Below are 18,896 nucleotides of genomic sequence, written 5' to 3' on the forward strand. Positions count from 1 at the left end.
TTGTTGCCTGATAGCACGAGCCTCCTGTTGCCTGATAGCACGAGTGAATTAACAGGTTTTCCCAGACTTATCCCCGTGCCGTGGGCGGCACGGGCCGGAAGGTCAGCAGTTCGGTTTTCTCGCCGGGCATCCGCTCGATGCCCAGGACGTAGCCGGGCAGCGACTGCCGCGCCACCAGGGCGCGCAGGTCGGCGGCGAAGTCGTAGAAGCGCGCCACGCTGCCCGATTTGCGGTACAGGTGCTGGAAATCGAACTGCCAACCGTGCTCCTGCCGGCCGCCGTGCTTGCGCACCAGGCGATACAGCCATCGTTCGATGCCTCCAGTGAGCCGGAAGTACGTCGGGTCGATGGTCAGCACCAGGGCGGCGTCCAGCACACCCGCATAGAACCAGTCCGGCAGGATCAGTTCGATGCCCAGCGGCACGCCGCTGGCATCGGCCAGTTCCTTCCACTCGTTGATCCACGAGAAGCGATGCAGGCGCCGGCCTGTTGTCTCTCGGATGGACGTGGCCACCGTGGTCGATTGCAGGCGATCCAGGGCCGCCTTGAGGCGCTGGTAGTCGCGCAGCGACGTACCGCGCCCGATGAAACGCAGGATCTCGTAGGGACGCACCTGCATCAGCCGCGAGGTCGGGATGCCCGCATCGCGGGCTTCCACGATCTGCGAGGCGGCCCAGATCAGGATGTCGGCATCCCAGATCGTCGCGATGCCGTGCTCCTGCGTGCCCTCCACGCGGATGGTGATGCCGCCGGCGCGGAAGTCGATCGGCGCGGTGCGCCGCGACTTGGCGAGCGAGAAGAACGGAAAGGCCATCAAGTCCTGGCTGTCGCGCGGCGCCATGTCGCCCGGCAGCGCGCGGAACAGGTCGAGCTGTTCCCGCTGCTGCGCTGGTCGCTGCCGCAGGGGCAGCGATGGGCTGGACATGGCGATGGCCACCGGCGAGCCAGAAATCAGCGGCCGTCACGGTAGTCGCCCGCATGCCGCTCGGCATATTCCGGGTCGGAAGTCGCCGCGAAGCTGCGCGCATCGGCCCAGGCGTCGAGGTCGCTCACGGCGTACATGACGCGGCGGCCGAACTTGCGGAACTTCGGCCCGCCGCCGATCACGCGCTGTTTCTCCAGCGTGCGCGGCGACAGGCGCAGGTAGTCGGCGGCTTCGTCGTTGGTCAGGTAGCGTTGGGGCTGCGCGGGCGCAGCGACAGCAGCGGCGGCAGGCCGCAAGGGAGCGGGTCGCATGGGATGTACCTCCATCAAGCCCGGCCACACCACGCGGCCGGATAGAGGCACTTTCAAGAAAGCGGGGCTTCTTGCTAAGGGACGATCTGCGGGGGACGCGAAACGTCCCCCCTACTGCAACGGCAGCAGCGGAAGCTGTGCCAGGCGGCGATAGCCGCCGCGCATCAGCGCATCGCCACGACGTACCAGCCGCCGCACGCGAGCACGCAAGGCGCTGTCCTTGTGCCAGTCGGCGGCGACGGCATCCGTGCCGAACAGCCCTTCAGCGACTTCGCGCAAGGACGCGCCCGCCAGGGTCGCGTCCAGCGCCTGCAAGGTGTGCAGTTCCAGCACCGCAGCCGTCGTGGGCCGGGAACGGGCCGCCGCCGCAGGCGCGGCAACCGTTGCCACGGCCAATGCGTCCAGCTCGGCCGCGAGCGTGCGATAGCGCGCGCAGGGCGTGGCGCAGGCGCGGGTGGCGTAGAGGTAGGCCATGCCGTCTTCCAGGCCCGACGCGAGCGCGAGCCGCAGGCAGCAGCCGGGCCAGTGCGACACCAGCACCAGGCGCTTGCCATCGTGGATCAGTTGCTTGCGGCCGGGAACGCGCCAGAACTCAAAGGCATGGGCTTCGGGTGGTGGGTCATCGTCCGGGTAAACCTGCACGACAGCATCGTGATCGGGGAACCAGGCCGGATGCGCATCGCGCGCATCCAGGGCCGGGTTTTCCAGCAGGCGCAAGCCCCAAGCCTGCGCCGCGTCCGGTCGTCGGCGACGGCGTAGCCAGTCGCGGCGGTAGTCGGGGTGACGGCGCAGGTATTCCCACGCCAACGCGGGGCCGTCCAGGTGCAGGACGTAGAGATAGGCCGCTGTCGGATACCAGTGTTCGGCGCTCGGGTCAGCCATGACGCAACCTCCTGTCATTCAGCAGGAACGTCGCCACGAATTCCGCCGTGCGGGAGCTATCGAACCGCCATCAGGTCGTCATCAAGAATGGTTAAGCTGCAAATGTTGGTGTCAAGACCGTTTGGCTCCGGCACGTTGCGAAAATCGTCTGAATGCGACGGCCACACCGTCATAAAACTGACGCGCAGCACTTGACACCGTGCCTTAGTCCAGGCCGAAGATCATGACCGATTGCAGCAGGGTCGCACCGCTTCGGTGCAAGGATGCGGATTGAGACCTGGACGGTCTTGACCAAGACTGAAATAGTCACAATGCGCCTCGGCTGGCCGGGCCATGCTGTCTTTCATCAGTCCGTGATCGCGCTGTTCTCCTGCGCCAACCGGACGTACTCCGACAACGAACGCACCGCCTGGAAATACCGATCCCGTCGCACTGGCAGTTCGCGCGGCCCAACGATGCCAGCCAGATCGGACAGCTTGACCGTCCCGAGCGCGGGCATTCCGATCCCGAGGTCGATCAGGCCGTAGGCCGTGTCGCCATCCGCAGGATCGAGCGACACCAGCAGCCAGGTCACATGCGCGTCTGGGGTGAACAGCCGCACCACGGGCAACGGGTCGAGCCGCTGACCAGCGGCTAGCGCCGCGCCATGGGTCAGCAGCCGGGCGCGCTCGTCGGTGGTGACAAGCGACAAGGTCATGGCCGGAACCTCCATGAAACCGAGGATGCGCGGATGCGCTTCTGCGTCGAAGCACGGAACCGCCGAACCGTCTCTTTGTTTTCGTGGGGAAGCACGGACGCGCAAGCCATCGCATCCGTAGAAGCACGCAAGCGCAGAAGCGGAATTGTAGGAAGCCGGAAAGACACGGATGCGATTCCCCGGTTCTGTCGGAATCCGTAATTACGGATTTCCGTAAAAGCACGAAAGCAGCCTTTCAGCCATTAATGAACACTATAGATTGTAGCCCTATAGGGCGCAATCGGCTGTCATCTTGGTTTTTATGGGGAAACCAAGTTAGTGACAGCGAAACACTCATTGGCAACGGCAATACGGACAGTCAGGAAGGCGCGAGGCTTGAGCCAGGAAGCGTTCTCCGACGTGTCCAGCCGCACCTACATGAGTACGCTGGAGCGCGACTTGAAAAGCCCGACCATGCACAAGCTGACCGAGCTATGCGAAGTCATGGAAGTGCATCCGCTGACGCTGTTGACGCTGGCCTACGCCGGCGACGACGCGCACAAGGTCGATGAACTGCTGGCGCAGGTGCGCCAAGAGTTCGAGGCCGTGCTGAAAGAGCGCGACGCGCCCTAGCGCGTCTGGATTTCCGCAAGCGGAGCGCGCAGCGCCGCCAGGTGCGAAGGCGTGAGGGATTGAAGCCGAATGGACATGACGCCATTGGCGGCATGGGGCGCAGCCCGAAAGCCCGGCGGCGCAATGCGCCGACACGCCATGCTGTGCTTGCTGCCACGGGCTTCGAGCCATCCGACCATCGCCAATGCAATGCCTGCCCTGGACATGCCAAGCATCGGGCAACTACCGAAACCCTGTGCGTGCGGTGCTGCGATCAGCAGCATCGCGCCCCGCCGCAATGGGCGGGGCGCGGTGGGCGGCTGTCAGGCCGCCTTGGGTTTGCTGCGCGACCAGATCAGGTCGTGCGTGCCGTTCTCACCTTCGATCAGGCGGGCATAGACCGTCGCCGGGAACGAAGGATCGTCGATGGCCACCGACAGGTAATCCCGCCCGGCCTCGCTGGTTTTCTTCCACGCCGCGCCGAAGTCGTGGCCGGCCGCCTGAAGGCGGAAGTCCGGGGCGCTTTCGTTCTCGCCCTTGTCGTTGGGAACCAGCTTGGCCTTGACGTTGAGGGTCAGGGTGCGGAGCTGGCCGGTGAAGCCGTCTTTCTCTGCGGTGAAGGTGCCGATGTTAGCCATGATGATTTCTCCTTTCGGGTTGAACAAGGTCGCGCCAGTGCGTCCTTGTTGTGATCCGTCCGGCGGGGGATGGGCTGGCCGCACCGCGCAGCGGTCGCAACACCGTGGAGAAACTGGAAGCGAAAAGAATTTGTCCCGCGAGGAATGCGCGCAGCGCAGGGGAAATTGTTTTCGCTGCAAGGTTGCGGCCATGAAGCCCAGCCACCGCCAGGATTCACAACAACACAAGGACGTACTGGCCGCCCGCTCCCGAATGGAGACATGGCCGACTCGGCATCCCCGCGCGACGGATTCACCGGCCTGCGCCCTGACACGGGCAAGGACAACACCCGGCGACAAGGGCGAAAGCGCCCCTGACGTTGCAGGCGGCCTTTTGCATGCGGCGTGGCGTGGAAGCTCCATTGCAGGGCCGGACGGCGTGTCGGTGAACCGTCCTCCGTGACGTACAGGCGACGAACCGCCAGCGTCGAGGACGGCACGCTTTCGTGCAACCTGCGGCAGCAAGCCGGGGCGTAGCCCCACAAGTCCCGCCCATTGCGGCGGGGCGCGTTCGGAATGTCGTCGGCGCTATGCGCCGACGCACTTATGGGCTTCGAGGGTTTCCCGCGCACAAGGCCACTTGTGCGCTGCCCCTTCGCCGCCTGCCCGAAGGCGGCGAAGGGGCGTTCTGGCTTTGGGCCTCGAAACCGGGCGCGGCCACCGCCGCGCCCGGATTTTTGACTATCGGCACCAGGGCGGTACGGCCTGGTGCCGATGCTGATGGAACAGCGAAGCGCCCCGGCCGGAACCGGGGCGCTCGGTGATGGTGAAGATCAGGCGGCGAGTGCGTGGGCCTGTTGCTCGTCGGCGTTGTCGATGGCTTCCGGTTCGTCATCCGTCACGGTCTGCGGCGCATCCTGCGCCGTGGTGTCGTCGGTGCCTTCAGCCTTGAACACGGCGGGCATCCAGCCGGTGCCATCCGCCAGCCGTTCGGCTTCGCTAGCAATGTCGGCCTTCTTCAACTTCGCCAGCCGGGTGATGTGCGCCGGGGCGTACTGCTCCACGGCTTCCAGAATCGTGGCCTTCGGCACATGCCGGAAATAACCCTCATTGGTGGGCTTCCACCATGCGGCCATGTCCAGCCCCACGGCCTGCGCCAGTTCCGCGCCCGGTTGCTGCTGCGTGGCGCGGGGTGTCACCACGTCCACCGTAACGGCCACGCATACCGCCAGCAGCCGCACCAGTTCATCTTGCGACTTCGCCAGCAGCACGGCGAACAGTTCGGCGCTGTCTTCCGGCAAGCCTTCGCCTGCTACCTGCTGCAACTCGCGCAGCGCGACGGCGGCGGGCGAATCCGGTATGTCCGGGGCGATGCCTTCCAGCCGGTCTTGCACTTTCAGGCTCACGCCCAGCGGCAGGTCGTGGCCGTAATGGCTTTCTTGCAAGACAGTCTGCACCATGCCATGCACCAGCGCGGCCAGCGCCACTTGCGGATGCCGGGCGACTTCGATTTGCAGCGCGGCGGTGCGGTGGGCGCTCAACCGCTGCGCCAGCTTATCGGACATGGCGGCGGTCTTGGGCTGCTCGTCGTCTTCGCCTTCGTCGTCGTTCCCGGCTTCGCTTTCGCTGCCGAAACCTTGGCGCAGGCGTTCCAGCGTGCGCAGCGCCTTCGCTTCGGCTTCGCGCAGCAGCCCGCGATGAATCACGGCCTGCCCGTTACGGTCGATGGTGACGATGGCACCGGCTGCGGCCTTCACGGTCGCGCCGAAGTCCTGCAAGCCATCTTCCAGCGCCTGCAACTGCTCGCCTACGGATTCGCCTTCTTCCTGCAAGGCATCGGCCTTTTCTTCGTCCTCGGCATCCAGCGCGTCATCCACGGCTGCGGCCAGTTCGTGCAGCTTGGTTTGCAGCTTTTCGATGCGCTGCGCTTCGCGCTTGCGCGGTTCGCGCCGTTCCCTCGGCGCACGCTGGAAGGCGTGCAGGTCGGCATGGGTCACGGCGGGCGTGGCATCCACCCATGCCCAACCTTCGGCCTTCACCTCGGCGGCCATACCGGCCAGCTTGTCTTGCGCCAGCCGTTCCAGCAGCGCGGCATCGGTCAGATACACGCCCGCATCGCCTTCTGCGAACAGGTCGCGGCGAATGCCGCCGCCTGCGGCTTCGTAGGTGTCCAGTTCCACGAACCGCACCAGCGGATGCCGGTAGGCGTCGATTTCGCGCTCGGTGAGGCGGTCGCGCAATTGGGAAGGGTTGCGCTGCCACGTCGGCGCGTCATAGAAGGCGCTTTCCTGTGCGGTGTGGTCGTCGGTGATGGCAAGGGCCATCAACTGGTCAAGGCTCACGGCTTCTGCGCGGTAGTCGGCCAGCAGCCGGGGCGAGACGTTCGCCAGCTTCAAGCGGCGCTGCACCACCAGCGGGGACACGCTGAAATCGGCGGCTATGTCCTCGATGGGTCGGCCTTCGGCCACCAGCGCCGCGAAGGCTTCAAACTGGTCTGCCGGGTGCATGGCTTCGCGCTGCACGTTCTCGGTGAGGCTGGCCGTGCGGGCGGTGCCATCGGCCACCAGCAGGCAAGGCACGTCCCATTCCTTGCTGATGCGGCGCTTCTTCGCCAGCAGCTTCAACGCGGCCAGCCTGCGGCCACCGGCCACCACTTCGTAATGCTCACCATCGGCGGCGGCAATGACGATGAGGTTTTGCAGCAGGCCGACCCGCTGGATAGAAGCGGCCAGTTCGGGAATGGACATGCGCGGGGTCTTGCGCACGTTGCGGCCAGCAGGACGCGACACCAGCCGCGACAGGGGAACCAAAATCAGGTTCTTGGTCGGGTCGGCGGCTTCCAGCGGGATAGCGGCGGCGGTATTGAGGGCGCGGGCTTCGGTTTGGGTAACGGCGTTCATGGTGATAACTCCTATCGGTTCAGGGATGCAGCAGCGAAGAAAGCGGCAAGGGCTGCTGCCTGCCCCTGCCGCGTGGGGAATCAGGCTTTCAACTGGCGCAGGCCATCGGCCAACATCCAGAGGGCGCGATTGAGGCGCACATCGGAATCAATGCCCTGCACCGGGCGGGTCTGCTGGCGGCGTCCGTTGGCGCTGCGGCCATGCAAGCCGCCTTTGGTCAGGTTTTCCTGGGTGCGGTTGAACACGCTCCACAAGTCCGGGCGGCGGTCGTCGAACCGGCGCGGCATCAGGATTTGTGATTCGGTGATGGGCGCGGGCTTGTTGTCGGTGGGGTCGTACTTGAGGGCCAGCGCGGCGCGGGCGAACACTTCGGCCTCGCCTTCGTCCAGCGTGATCGCGCGCATGGCATCGCAGGAATCCTTCACCCGGTCGAAGCCGCGCAAGACTTCGTAAGCGCCTTCGATGACATGCCCGGAAACGTCGCCCTTGTGGGGCACGCGCACATCGGCCACGGTGTCGCCGCACACAAGGCCATTGCTGCACACGAACCGGAACATTCCGGCCAGCATCTGATAGCTGCTCGTCCCGTCATGGGAATTGAGCAACACGATTTCGTTAGCCTCCGCGCCGTTGATCTGGCTGGCGTGGCGCAGGCGCAGCATGTGCTTTGTATGCTCGCGCTTGCCTTCATCGCGCACGCGAGTCTGGCAAACCATGAACGGCTGGAACCCTTCTTTGCGAAGCTCGGCCAGCACGGCGGCGGTGGGGATATAGGCGTACCGCTGCGAACGGCTTTCATGCGGCGCGTCCGCGAAGATGGACGGCGCTACGCGGTGAATCTGGTCATCGGTCAGCGGGTAGTCGCTGCGCAGCGAGGGGGAACGGGAAGCGAAACGGGATGCGAGTTGCATGATCTTTCTCCTGACGAAAAGGGTTTGCTGTTCACACCGCACACCGGATTCCAAGATTCGGAGCCCAGCCTTTCGGCTGTTCGGTGCGGTTGGCACGAGGAACCCGGTTGGCCCTGTTGCCACCGTCTTTCCTGAGTTCATCGCCCGCGACGGTCAGGAGCCCACGGACGTGGGCCGTCAAGGAGAAAAGCGTCAGGTAGGTGCGGCCCGCAGGCGCAGCCGAGGACACGGCCTGGCGCGCCTTGACGGCACGCGGACACGGGCTACAGTCGCGGACAAGGTGATGAAGTCAGGGGAGACGGCTGGACATGGCAACGGCCGTCCCCGTGTGCTGAACTGCACGCAAGCGCAAGCGCGCAGGCCCGGATCGAGGATTCCGGGCCGAAGGCGTCAGCCGAGCGGAGCGAGGGAACGATGGAAGCCCGTCAGGGGCGAGACGCCGCAGGCGGCTCGATGCGCCACGCGCACGACAGCGCGACCGGCCATCTCCCAGGGGGCCGGGGACGCCCGGATTGCATTGGCGTGGGTACCTCAGAGCCGGTTCATCAACAGTCGCTCGGGTACCGACAAATCAGGCAGGGTTCAATACGCTGTGAAGCATCTAAAACATCAAGGACAGACCGTGAGTTCGTCTCAAACCGTGAATCCGCAGCAAGCCTGCGAAGACCTCCTCCTGGAGGGAAAGCAGTACAACATCGAGCACCACATCCTGCCCAGCGAGAACGCGGTCGCGGATCGCCTGCTGGCGCGTGGCGTCGAATTGAAAGACGCCTACGATGAATTGCATGGAAAGCTCCACGCCCGGCCTCCGGCGCTCCAGGTCTTTCTCGGCCTTGTGTTGAGCACTGCCGCTTTCTGGAATCCACAGAAGATGCTGAAGGCGCGCACCGCCCGCAACGACCTCACCAACGTCAATCAGCAAATCGCGAGAAAGGCGAATGAGTTGGCAGAACTGCTGGATCAACGCACCGATCTGCACAACACCTCGGGTTTCAGCAGCGAAACCCACTATCACGTTGGCGACGTGATCGAGGCTGCATCCCAGAACAACTACCTGTTCCAGTCATATGTACAAGAGAAGCTGGATGCCCTCCGGGGCCAGTTCGATCTGAAGTATTGGCCCTCATTGGGCGACTTCATGCGCGAACTGGCATCGGATGCTGAGAAGGCGGAGATGGCGGCCACAGACCCACTGACGGCCGCCGCCACTGCGGCGACCCGTCCCTCCAAGGCCGACTTCTTCAAGGCACTGTTCGCTTCGATCGAGGAAAACAGCACGGAGAACTACGGCCAACTGCCAAGGGCGTTCAAGCTGACCGATCGGACATTGGCCTCATTGGCGAACTGCGCACTGGATCTCGGCCCCGACGAACTGGTGGACGAAGCCTACGTGAAGCGCCTCCGTCAGCGTGAGCGCAACGGAACCGAGTAGCACGGCGCAGCAAAAAGGGGCCGAAGCCCCCTTCGTCAGATCAGGCCACGTTCGGCAAACGATGTGGTGTCGGTGCCTGCAACGATGATGTGATCCAGCACGCGCACGTCCACCAGCCCCAGCGCCTCCTTGAGCCGCTGGGTCAGCGTCCTGTCGGCACCGCTCGGCTCGGGATTGCCGCTCGGGTGGTTGTGCGACACGATGACCGCCGCCGCGTTGAGCCGCAGCGCCTCCTTGACCAGCTCGCGCGGATACACCGATGCGCCGTCGATGGTGCCTCGGAACATCTCGGCGTACTCGATCAGCCGATGCTGCGTGTCCATGAACAGCACCGCGAACACCTCATGCTCGAAGCCGGCCAGCTTGGCGCACAGGTACTCCTTGACCGCCGCCGGCGACGTGAACGAAGTACCACGCTGCATCTTGCGCTCGATGGCCTGGCGCGCGGCCTCCAGAATCTGCTCGGCAGTCGCGAGCAGGTAGCGCCCCTGCGCGTCACGCACCATCAGCGAGGAATCGAACGAGGAAAAGGACAGTTGCGACATGATCGTGCTCCGGTTGCTCGGGCGGAATTGCCCGGAACCGTGGAGAGCACGGCGCAGCGCAAGCAGTCAGGGATCGGAGACGGCCATCAGGCCGCAAGCGTGCGAGCACGCGCAGTCATTGACGGCGAGAACGCCGTGATACAGTGAAGGGAACAGCAAGACCGCCTACACCCTCCCATTGCACACACTGGCCCTTGTGCAAGCGGAGCGCGCAGGCCCGTCAGGGCCGAAGGCGTCAGGGGTCAAAGCCGAATAGCCGCGATTCGGCACGAAGCGCGGGGCGCAGCCCGTGAACCCGACGGCTGCACGCCGGGACGCACTGGATTGATTGTGCGCTACTCCACGGGAGCGAGTACCAAACCTCGGCCTGATTTCGGCACCAATTCGGCGTATAGAGATTTTCGTCCGACGATGACAGCAATCATTGGCCGCTTGTCCCGACGCTTCGCTGATAAGCGGTTCCATTCCGATCTATCCAGACCAGAAGGGTGAGGATGATCCTCTGGATGAGTGTGCCATTCCCCCAAGTAGCGGATGGTCCCGTTACTCCCCGTCCATCGCGCCAGGGCAATAGATTCGTGACCAAAGGGCATACGCTCGAATAGACATCTGAATCGTTTGTCATATTCCGTAGGGGCCGTTGCTTCCTCGATAATCATGTGAGCCCCATGAACTGAACCAAGCAGAATTCCACCAGCTTCACAGGCGGTATCAATAACCTGAATATGCTGGCAAAAAGTCTCCAGTGCGGAATCCGTAAAATGCAGCAACGTCCTCCTGTCGCCAGTGGCCCAAGAACTCATGAATTGCATACAGGACATTCCGGGTTCCGCAGCGGATCACAGTCGGGCGTGGCAGATTGCTGGGTACGGTCGATGACCCTCGTTCGAAGTGCGGGGGAATGGACGCCGTTAACCCAATCAAGCGCCATCTCTGCGCCCAGGCTGGCAGCATGCACCGACACCGAGGCAGGAAACGGCACGTATAAGCCCTCACATCCGTGCCCCGCCAAGATGGCAGGAAGAGGATCAACTGTAGAGCGGAGTTCACCTCTTCTATTGCTATGCCAAAGACATCGGTAGCAAGCACCAGATGCGTGCGTTCTCAATAGTGCGCGGACAGCCGTACCCGGCCCCTCTATCCAGACCGAAAGCATGGGCGTAGGTGGTGGATAGTGGCCGCACAGCCAATGCCCGAGGGATTCCTCCCCGGTGGCATCTATGAGAAGGTCCAGTTCTCCCAACTGGGCCTGCCTGACATCAACGGGAAGAGAACGAATCTTGGCCCCTGGCGCCAAGCGGTTCAGTTCCTTCGCCATAGCCTCGGCTTTGTTAGACAGCAGATCTGGAAATCCCAAGCGATGGCGCCCGATGTTCTGCGGGAGAAGGCAGTCGAAGTCCACTAACGTGAGTTTTCCGCCGCCTGTCCCCGCCCCGGCCTTGACCAGCATGTCCGACAGATATCCGCCGATCGTGCCGCATCCCACGACGGCCAGGTTCTTACCTGCAAGCGTCTTTGCCTTAGGCATGTTCCGCTGGGCAAGGTAGCGATCATCTATTCTGACCATTGAGATGGGTATCACCTTCAATCCATAGCTGGAATCCCTGCGATCTGCGAGCTTGCTCTTTTGCACAGGACGTTGGCGGTCATAGAGAACCACGAAGCCATACGTCATCAACGGGGATTCGACGACGATCAGAACGCCATTGGCCTTTTTCCTTTCTCCTTCCTTGATGCGTTCGTGAATCTTGCGCCGGCACCGAGGGTCAAGGGTGCTTTGCCATGCCAAGATATCCCTCACTGTTTCAGGAGGCCAATGGCTGGTCAGAGGACGGGGTTGAGCACCCGTCTTTACCCGGTAAGTCAGCACCGTTCTATCGGTGACTTGGTAGCCGAGCGACTTCAGTTTTTCTGTTGTTCGATCTTCGTTGTCGGTGATGAACCACAAGGGATTCCCATTGGCCTGCGCGACGATGCAGTTCTGCCGCCCCAAATCCTCGCTTTGCATGTCCACGAAGCAAAGCCCACCGTGCCAGTAGGCGAAGAACTCTTCCGCGAGATCTTCGATCATCTCCCCCTTCAGGATCTGCCCGAACAAGACGGCCGCGCGTTGCAGGCATGCCAGCGACTGTCCGACAGGATCGTAGATGTCCAGGACGACCGTGCCCTTGGCGAGATAGCAAAGCCCGCCATCTGCGCCAAGATGAGGAACCGCAGCTGGCAGTTCGGAGGGGATTTCCAGCAGCCGGATGCGAGGTAAGTCGAAGAACGTCGGATCGAGCTGAACCTCGCACGGATAGCCCTTGCCCAATTGGGGCGGGATCAACTGTCCGTGCAGCCTGAACCAGCCGTCATCCGTCTTGCCAACAAACGCGAAGCCTTGCTGCTCAAAGGCCTCGATCACGTTTGCGACCGCTATGGCGCCGCTCATCCGGCCTTCGTTCGTCCGACGAGTTCGCTCGGACCAGCGGCGGCGGGAGCGGCGGCGATGGTGGCAACGATGGATACCACCTTGACCCGATCCGGCTCATTCGGAAAACGCGGGCCGAATTCGCCCTGCATCCAGATGCAAGCTTGTGAAGGGCTGCTGGCGTCGGTTGCGCCACGAAGCACCTTCTCAAATTCTTCGAACGCCTTTGCAGCTTCTTCGACACCGGCTTTGCCCAGCCGTACCGTAAGCGATTCGGATTCATCCACGGGGTTGTTCACCCCCGCACGCAATCGGGCCGGTAGTGCCGCGACGACATCTAGCAACGCGAGGTCGTCGCGCCGATCACGCTTTTCAAATAGCGGAGCCGCGGCGGCCATCAGCAGGATCGAAGAGGGCCCGCCGCTGGACCACCTCCAATCGCGGAATGCCTTCAAGTAACGAACCACGCGGCGGAACTGCTCCCCCTTAGCTTCCACTTCGCCCAGGAACCACTCCTTTACAGGCCTAGGATCAGAGGGCATCCAATTGCATTCACGATGGGCAAGTAAAACCTTGTCGCGCGGTAATGCCGTCCACGCATCTCGCTCCGCTTTGATAATGGCATCCATCACCGAGTCGTAGCCATATCGCCTCATTGAGGCCTCGGCCAGATTCACGAACTCCTGATCGGGGATGGCATATAGTGGGATGTCAATGTGGGCATAGGCAGCAATGACAATGCGAATGCAAGTCGGCTTGTCAGTGACAAGCTTCCACCCCTTTTCTTCGACCAGCGGCCTTAACGCCTCTTCCGCAGCAGTAAAGAAAACTGTTGCCGCTGTGCTGGGGCGCTGCGTCTGCGAGACGAAACTCATTGGTAGATAGCAACCATCATCGACATCCGCCTGCTGCGGACGTTGTGCCGGCGAGTTCAGCGTCTTGTATGCCCACGACCCCTGCGTAAAGAAGCGCGGCTGCGGTACGTCTTCTGTGTATCCGCCAGCTCTCATCACACGAGGAATGCCCGTGCGTAGGCAGCTTCTGACATCCGTCCGTGCACTGGCGATCTTGGTACGCTGTTCAGGCGTCAAATCCAGCTCATCATGGATGCAGGATTCGTCGTCAACAGTGGTAAAGAAAAGCGGGCTCAGGTTCAGCATGCGGCCTCCGGTACATTCTTGTTGGGGCCGTGATAGAAAATGGGGGCGCCGGCCTGGTGCGCCCGAAATGGTTGAAAAAGAGGATCGCCAAGCGCGCGCTGGGCCGCGTGGTTGCCACGATCCTTGAGCGTATTCGTGGCGCCAATGGAAACCCGATCCAGCGCCTTCACGTCCTTGCTCTGATCAGGCGTTGCCTTGTCGTCGATCTGGAAGTAGTTGTTCCCCAACAGCTGCCTCAGCATGTAGTCCACGGACGATTCCTGGGCGGAGATCACCAGATCGAAGAGTCCTCCGCGCCACTTACCGAATCCTCGGTCAAGGCTAGCGCCGCCACGGACGGTCGCACCAATCGTCATCGTGCCGATGGAAAGAACCCGAATCCGCACATCCTGTTTCGGTGCCAGGAACGTGTTGACTTCATGCAATCCGAACAGGCCGGGGGCATTACCTACCAGTCCGCCATCCGCGAAGACACCGCGGTCGTTGCGCGCCAGCGGAAAGTAGACGGGCGCGGCAGCGGTCGCCAACGCAACATCGACGATCTTCATGCGGTGATCAAATTCAAAGGAAGGGTGGTGAGGTGTCTTGAAAAACTGTCCGCGACCTGTCGAGTAGTTGACTGCTGGTACAAGAACACGATGCTTCAGGTCGCCTACGGTGGTTCCCTGGAAGCGTTCGGTCAGCACTTCCCGCAACCCTGCCGAATCATGTTTTGCAGTCAGCCAGAATCCCAGAAGCCGTCTTGAAAGACTGCGGCAACCAAAGATGCGGCTGCCTTCGTCTTCGAACAGTGCTTTGAGTTCGCTGGCGGGGATTTCCGCTGCCAGTCCCAAAGCCAACATCCCTCCTGCCGATGTGCCACAAATCAGGTCAAAGTGGGAAGCGATAGGCCGGCCCAGCACGGCTTCAAGCTCGGCAAGAACCGTGGCCGTATAAAGGCCGCGATAGCCTCCCCCCGACAGGGCGAGCACATGGTAGGTAGGGATGTCAGTCATGACGTCTTAACCTCTCGGGGGAAAGGAGTCGTTGCCGTGGCTATCCTTGTCACGGATACGGCCATCTGGACGATGGATGACGAGTTCGGACTTCTGGTTGCGTGCAATATCCCGCGCTGCATCTATTGCTTGCTGCTGCGTGTCATGCACAGAGGTCGCCCGCTCGTTGCCGGCGCCTTTAACGGCCCAACCGTCTTGATGAGGAACAACATGCTGATTTTTTCCGGCCATGATGGCACTCCTACAATGGAACTATGGAAGTCCCAGCCAGCCGGCTGGGTTGTCAATGGCCGCCCGCTGTAGCACAATACGTTGCTCATGCAGACAACAGGAAGACCAAGCCAATCCAACCTGTAGCAGGCGAAAAATCCGCTTCCGTTGTCTGGCTAGACAACAATGTATCAGAGCATGTGCGCTGGCGCAACACCTGCGCAACATGCGCCTTTGGACTCGACTGAATGTGGGGTTGATGCAACAGAGGGCTACGGCCTTCCCCCGCAACGCAAGGATCAGAACTCATGCCACAAACAGGCTTGGGCGTCGCTATCAAGACGCTACGCGAACGCAGAACCCTTTCCCTGCGTGAAATTGGGCAGCTATCGTCAGTGGACCATGCATACGTCTACCGCCTCGAAACTGGCGAAAAAACAAACCCCTCCCAAGACCTGATTGAAAAGCTATTGAAGGTTCTTAAGCCGACGGAGAGAGATGCTGCACTCGTAACTTGGCTGGTTGACCATGCGGACGCCGACCCGAACCTCGTCGAATTTGTGCTACAAGATTCGTCTATTGGTATCGACGTATTTACGATGGCGGCCGGCGTCAGGCATCGGGGTAACGCAAGGCCTGATCCCGCCACATTGATTACCCGGATCAAAAAGGCCCTTGAGGACGACGACGAGGACGATTGAACATGGACGAATCGGATGTCAGACAGAAAGCACGCGCGTTCATTGCGAAAGTCGATGTTTCTAACATCCGAGGAGACCTGTCTCCCTATGTGACCGCTGCTAATGCCAAGGTCAAGAAAGATGAGCTTGGCGAAGGAGAGTCTGGCTATACCATTACCAAGCCGAACGGGAAGCACATAATCACCGTGAACTCCCTGGAGACTGAGGAACGCCAGCGTTTCACTATTTGCCACGAGATAGCGCATATCGTGCTCGACCTAGAATCGAGTCACGAGGAAGTCCCGTCCTGGTCTTATGCCAAACGGCATCCCAACGAGATCGCCTGCGACACATTTGCCGCTGAACTGCTGATGCCTTATCAGCGATGGCTTTCTGTCGTTCCCAAGGAAGAGCCTTCCTTGGACCTTATCCAGCGCATGGCCGATTTGTTTGGCACTTCATTTCCCGCGGCTGCGTCGAGATTCGCCAGTCTCAGCGATGTTCCGTGTGCCTTCGTCACCATGGAGCGTGGCGCAGTACGGTATGCAGCACGCTCCACGTCTTTGAGACAAGCTGGGGCCTGGATATCACCCAAGTCGGTGATCCCGGCTGGCTCGGTAGCGCACCGAATCAGATCTTCAGGGGTCAACGCCACCGATACGGGGGAGATTTCCCAGGATGTATGGTTCGATAACTGGGAAAAAGGTCTTGATCTCTGGGAGCTTTCGAGGCACTACGCACGTACCGACACCACCATTTCACTACTATGGTTTGACAGTGAAGACCTGCCGGAGATCGAAGTGAACCGCTTCGGCGTGCGAGTGGAGGACGATGGCGGCCTACCGGAATTAACTGGTGAGTTGCCGTGGCCAGGGCGGAGCAAGCGTCGCTAGCTAAGCGTGGCAGCGTCACGCTGCAACTGCCCTAGTTTTCGCTGGGCGTATTGTGAGGTACCGGTCTACGTGATTCGAGCAGACGCCGCGTGTTCTCCAGTTCCTTTTGTAGCAACTCCGCATCCGGCAGCACGGTGCGATAGTTCGCCGCCATCACCTTAGTCGGCAAGCCATCCAGCGCATACCGCGCCAGGGCATGGCCCTTGTCGGCGCACAGGATCAGGCCCACCGGCGGGTTCTCGTCCGGGTAGGCCCAATGCTCCTTGGCATAGTTGCAGTACATATGCATCTGCCCCACATCGGCATGGGTCAAACTGCCCAATTTCAGGTCAATAATGACCAGGCAGCGTAGCTTGCGATGAAAGAACAGCAGATCGACCCGATACCAAGTCTGGTCGATACGCAACCGACGTTGCCGCCCGACGAAGGTGAAGCCTTCCCCGAGTTCCAGCAGGAAATCTTCCAGACGCTGGATCAATGCCGCTTCCAGATCAGATTCCGAATACTCATCCTTGAGGTCGAGGAACTCCAGCACATACGGGTCTTTGATGGCGTCATTGGGCGCGACGGCATCCTCGGGCTTGGCTACCGAACCCTTGACCAGCATCGCCGCCTTATCCTTGGACAAGGCAGTGCGTTCGTAGAACTGGCTGCCGATCTGTCGATCAAGCTGGCGCACGCTCCAACCACCGCGCAGCGCCTCGGCCTCGTAGAACTGGCGGGCATGGTCATCCTTGACTGACAACAGTCGGACATAGGCCGACCATGGCAGGGTGAAGACCTGGGCCAGTTCGGAGAGGTCGAATTTCCGAGACACTGTCTCGGAATTCTCGATGGGCAGTCCGTCTCCAGATTTCCGAGACAGTGTCTCGGAAATTGCCTCAAGGGGATAAGCGACGAAGAAGCGCCGCATGTTCTCCAGGTTATCCGGGCTGAACCCGCGCCCAAAGCGCGCCGTGAGATCGGCGGACAACCGCGCCATCAACTGCTCGCCATAACCGGCCCGCCGTCTGCCTTTCTGCTCGGCTTCGACGATCCGGCGGCCAATCTCCCAATAGCTGGCCGTCATCAGCGCGTTGACACTGCGCGCCGCCGCCTGACGCGCCGCGTCCAGCAGCTCCACGATGCCGCCGTGGATGCCGGCATAGCCAGCCGGTAAGGCAGCGGGTTTCCGTGTTGCCACGGGCGTCTTCCTTGTCATGCTGTCACCTCCATAGAACGGGATGCCCCGGTAATCGCCAGTCGCCGATTCGCCACCAGTTCGGCCGCATCCCGCACCGGCTTGTCCTCGGTATGAACATAGTGCATAAACATCGCCACGGTCTTGTGGCCTGTGAGCTTCATGCCCACCTTGGTCGGCACGCCCGAGTTGGCAATATCGGTCGTCGCCCGGTGACGGATACCGTGCGTACCAACGTGCGGCACGCCAGCGGCCTTGAGCACGCGCGTCCAGCCGCCGTAGTGCTCACCGTGGGTCATGTGCCGGGCCGGATCGTTCGGCGACGGCAGGACATAGGGGCAGCCTTCCCGGCGCGGCGCTGTGGACAACAGCCGATAGGCTTCCTCGCTCATGGGCTTGGATATGCCGCCCGTCTTGCTGTCCGGCCAGACGACGCGGCGCTTTTCCAGATCAATCCAGCCCCACTCCAGCGGGCAGATTTCGGAGCGGCGGGCGGCAAACTCGAATTGCAGTCGGATTGCCAGCGGGATGACGTAGTTTTCCAGTCCTTCGGCTTCCAGCGTCTCCAACTGGCGGAAGATCCGCACCAGTTCATCGTCCACGATAAGCCGGGTTTCCTTGCCGGGTGGGTACATCGGGACATGGCGGCATGGATTCGTCCCATCAGGGCGCAACCCCCACACTTCGGCCAGGTTGAACATCTTGCGCAGCACGCCAAAGGTACGGTTCGCCTCGGCCTGCTTGTAGGCCAGCTTCTTCATCAGCGCCGCCACGTCCGGGCGCTTCACGTCCTGCACCTTCATCCGGCCCATGATCGGGATGATGCAGCGGTCAATGACGCCCTGATAGCCACGCTGCGTGCTGGGCTTGTTACGCTGCTTGGAGTAGTCCTCCATGAAGGTGTGGCAAAACTCCTTCATGGTTGGTGCCTTGCGGGCGGCGTTCTTGGCCGCACTGGGGTCGCCGCCCTTGCGCACCTCGGCCAGCCACTCCTGCGCCATCGTGCGTGCCTGATCGACGGTCAGTTCCCCGTACTGGCCCAAGGCGGGCTTACGGCGCTCGCCCGCGTTCGTGCGGTACTGGAGCATGAACACCTTGCGGCCTGCCGGGGTGATCTTGCACAGGAAGCCGGGCACCACAGTGTCCCGCAGTTCGATGGCCTTGTCTTGGGGTTGTGCCGCATCTACTGCGGACTTGGTGAGCTTGATCTTCGCCATGATGACTCCTCGGAGAGCCCGGTTTCCAAGAGCCGCATGGGAGCCACGCGAGGGGAAGCCGGGTCAAGTTTCGGAAAGCACCGGCATATGTTGAACTCGCCTAAGTGATTGATAAACTTGCTGTATAGAGCCTTGGCGTAGTCCAGCGAATTGCGGTACTGGAGTCATCGTGAAACAAAAAACCCGCCTCGTGGGGCGGGTGGCTGTGACTGTTGCGGTCGCGCGCTAACCCACCATTCCAGGAATGATGGTAATAATCAGCGAAATGCGGACGGCGCGGAAATTCATGGGGACGTAGCTTCCTCCTTGTGCGGCGCTTTGTCAAACGGCCAACCGGCCC

Annotated in this window: 20 protein-coding genes; 4 read left to right on the forward strand and 16 right to left on the reverse strand. The window is 61.8% G+C overall.

The features are described from left to right. Window positions 1–67 precede the first annotated feature (67 nt). The 4 genes from NGK62_RS21420 to NGK62_RS21435 all read right to left on the reverse strand — a co-directional run bounded on the left by NGK62_RS21420 (window position 68) and on the right by NGK62_RS21435 (window position 2,815). Complete coding sequence (locus NGK62_RS21420) at window positions 68–925, reverse strand: replication initiator protein A (RefSeq protein ID WP_049445273.1); 858 nt, start codon at window positions 923–925, stop codon at window positions 68–70. 26 nt (window positions 926–951) lie between these two features. After that, the gene (locus tag NGK62_RS21425) at window positions 952–1,236 is read right to left on the reverse strand and encodes a helix-turn-helix transcriptional regulator (protein ID WP_049445253.1); all 285 of its coding nucleotides are present in this window, start codon (window positions 1,234–1,236) and stop codon (window positions 952–954) included. A gap of 111 nt (window positions 1,237–1,347) precedes the next feature. After that, the gene (locus NGK62_RS21430) at window positions 1,348–2,118 is read right to left on the reverse strand and encodes a DUF2285 domain-containing protein (protein ID WP_049445256.1); all 771 of its coding nucleotides are present in this window, start codon (window positions 2,116–2,118) and stop codon (window positions 1,348–1,350) included. Between the two features lie 346 nt (window positions 2,119–2,464). Next, window positions 2,465–2,815, reverse strand: a complete 351-nt coding sequence (locus tag NGK62_RS21435; RefSeq protein WP_049445260.1) for a DUF2958 domain-containing protein — start codon at window positions 2,813–2,815, stop codon at window positions 2,465–2,467. Between the two features lie 318 nt (window positions 2,816–3,133). Here NGK62_RS21435 and NGK62_RS21440 point away from each other — a divergent pair, with 318 nt between their 5' ends. After that, window positions 3,134–3,427, forward strand: a complete 294-nt coding sequence (locus NGK62_RS21440; RefSeq protein ID WP_071890182.1) for a helix-turn-helix domain-containing protein — start codon at window positions 3,134–3,136, stop codon at window positions 3,425–3,427. On the opposite strand, the gene NGK62_RS21445 is transcribed toward NGK62_RS21440, so the two are convergent. From NGK62_RS21445 to NGK62_RS21460, 4 genes are all read right to left on the reverse strand, one after another. Beyond that, complete coding sequence (locus NGK62_RS21445; RefSeq protein ID WP_049445265.1) at window positions 3,424–3,690, reverse strand: hypothetical protein; 267 nt, start codon at window positions 3,688–3,690, stop codon at window positions 3,424–3,426. The two genes, NGK62_RS21440 and NGK62_RS21445, sit on opposite strands and share 4 nt — an antisense overlap. 39 nt (window positions 3,691–3,729) lie before the next feature. Next, complete coding sequence (locus tag NGK62_RS21450) at window positions 3,730–4,044, reverse strand: DUF736 domain-containing protein (RefSeq protein WP_049445269.1); 315 nt, start codon at window positions 4,042–4,044, stop codon at window positions 3,730–3,732. Window positions 4,045–4,856: 812 nt separating this feature from the next. Next, window positions 4,857–6,923 (reverse strand): ParB/RepB/Spo0J family partition protein, encoded by a 2,067-nt coding sequence (locus NGK62_RS21455; protein WP_055312167.1) that lies wholly within the window; start codon window positions 6,921–6,923, stop codon window positions 4,857–4,859. 80 nt (window positions 6,924–7,003) lie between these two features. Next, window positions 7,004–7,834 carry a DUF932 domain-containing protein gene (locus tag NGK62_RS21460; protein WP_049444937.1) on the reverse strand — a complete coding sequence of 277 codons (831 nt, stop codon included), beginning with the start codon at window positions 7,832–7,834 and terminating at the stop codon, window positions 7,004–7,006. Window positions 7,835–8,456: 622 nt separating this feature from the next. On the opposite strand from NGK62_RS21460, the gene NGK62_RS21465 reads away from it, so the two are divergent. After that, window positions 8,457–9,266 (forward strand): hypothetical protein, encoded by an 810-nt coding sequence (locus tag NGK62_RS21465; protein ID WP_044062347.1) that lies wholly within the window; start codon window positions 8,457–8,459, stop codon window positions 9,264–9,266. A 35-nt stretch (window positions 9,267–9,301) separates the two neighbouring features. Here the strand turns inward: NGK62_RS21465 and NGK62_RS21470 are convergent, their stop codons facing one another. The 6 genes from NGK62_RS21470 to NGK62_RS21495 form a co-directional block, all read right to left on the reverse strand. Continuing rightward, window positions 9,302–9,811, reverse strand: coding sequence for a JAB domain-containing protein (locus NGK62_RS21470; protein WP_044062348.1), 510 nt, complete (start codon window positions 9,809–9,811; stop codon window positions 9,302–9,304). A 335-nt stretch (window positions 9,812–10,146) separates the two neighbouring features. Further along, window positions 10,147–10,623, reverse strand: a complete 477-nt coding sequence (locus NGK62_RS21475) for a Mov34/MPN/PAD-1 family protein (RefSeq protein ID WP_055312166.1) — start codon at window positions 10,621–10,623, stop codon at window positions 10,147–10,149. Beyond that, window positions 10,611–12,242: a ThiF family adenylyltransferase gene (locus tag NGK62_RS21480; protein ID WP_049444933.1), complete on the reverse strand. Its 1,632-nt coding sequence runs from the start codon at window positions 12,240–12,242 to the stop codon at window positions 10,611–10,613. The genes NGK62_RS21475 and NGK62_RS21480 overlap by 13 nt, the downstream gene beginning before the upstream one ends. Next, a complete protein-coding gene (locus NGK62_RS21485; RefSeq protein WP_049444931.1) occupies window positions 12,239–13,381 on the reverse strand; it encodes a CBASS cGAMP synthase in 1,143 nt (380 codons plus the stop codon). Before NGK62_RS21485 ends, NGK62_RS21480 begins: the two co-directional genes overlap by 4 nt. Beyond that, window positions 13,375–14,376 carry a CBASS cGAMP-activated phospholipase gene (locus NGK62_RS21490; RefSeq protein ID WP_049444928.1) on the reverse strand — a complete coding sequence of 334 codons (1,002 nt, stop codon included), beginning with the start codon at window positions 14,374–14,376 and terminating at the stop codon, window positions 13,375–13,377. Before NGK62_RS21490 ends, NGK62_RS21485 begins: the two co-directional genes overlap by 7 nt. A gap of 6 nt (window positions 14,377–14,382) precedes the next feature. Next, window positions 14,383–14,607 carry a DUF2188 domain-containing protein gene (locus tag NGK62_RS21495; RefSeq protein WP_071890187.1) on the reverse strand — a complete coding sequence of 75 codons (225 nt, stop codon included), beginning with the start codon at window positions 14,605–14,607 and terminating at the stop codon, window positions 14,383–14,385. A 287-nt stretch (window positions 14,608–14,894) separates the two neighbouring features. Between NGK62_RS21495 and NGK62_RS21500 the strand changes: the two genes are divergently transcribed. Both NGK62_RS21500 and NGK62_RS21505 read left to right on the forward strand, forming a co-directional pair. Continuing rightward, window positions 14,895–15,287 carry a helix-turn-helix domain-containing protein gene (locus NGK62_RS21500; protein WP_007182527.1) on the forward strand — a complete coding sequence of 131 codons (393 nt, stop codon included), beginning with the start codon at window positions 14,895–14,897 and terminating at the stop codon, window positions 15,285–15,287. 2 nt (window positions 15,288–15,289) lie between these two features. Then, on the forward strand, window positions 15,290–16,159 hold the full coding sequence (locus NGK62_RS21505) for an ImmA/IrrE family metallo-endopeptidase (protein WP_049444922.1): 870 nt from the start codon (window positions 15,290–15,292) through the stop codon (window positions 16,157–16,159). Window positions 16,160–16,190: 31 nt separating this feature from the next. Here the strand turns inward: NGK62_RS21505 and NGK62_RS21510 are convergent, their stop codons facing one another. After that, a complete protein-coding gene (locus tag NGK62_RS21510) occupies window positions 16,191–17,360 on the reverse strand; it encodes a PDDEXK nuclease domain-containing protein (protein ID WP_049444920.1) in 1,170 nt (389 codons plus the stop codon). Beyond that, complete coding sequence (locus NGK62_RS21515; RefSeq protein WP_049444918.1) at window positions 17,357–18,556, reverse strand: tyrosine-type recombinase/integrase; 1,200 nt, start codon at window positions 18,554–18,556, stop codon at window positions 17,357–17,359. The genes NGK62_RS21510 and NGK62_RS21515 overlap by 4 nt, the downstream gene beginning before the upstream one ends. Window positions 18,557–18,896 lie beyond the last annotated feature (340 nt).

Origin of the sequence: Achromobacter sp. Marseille-Q4954 (assembly GCF_943737025.1) — a bacterium.
In the GTDB taxonomy this organism is placed as follows: Bacteria; Pseudomonadota; Gammaproteobacteria; order Burkholderiales; family Burkholderiaceae_B; genus Achromobacter; species Achromobacter bronchisepticus_A.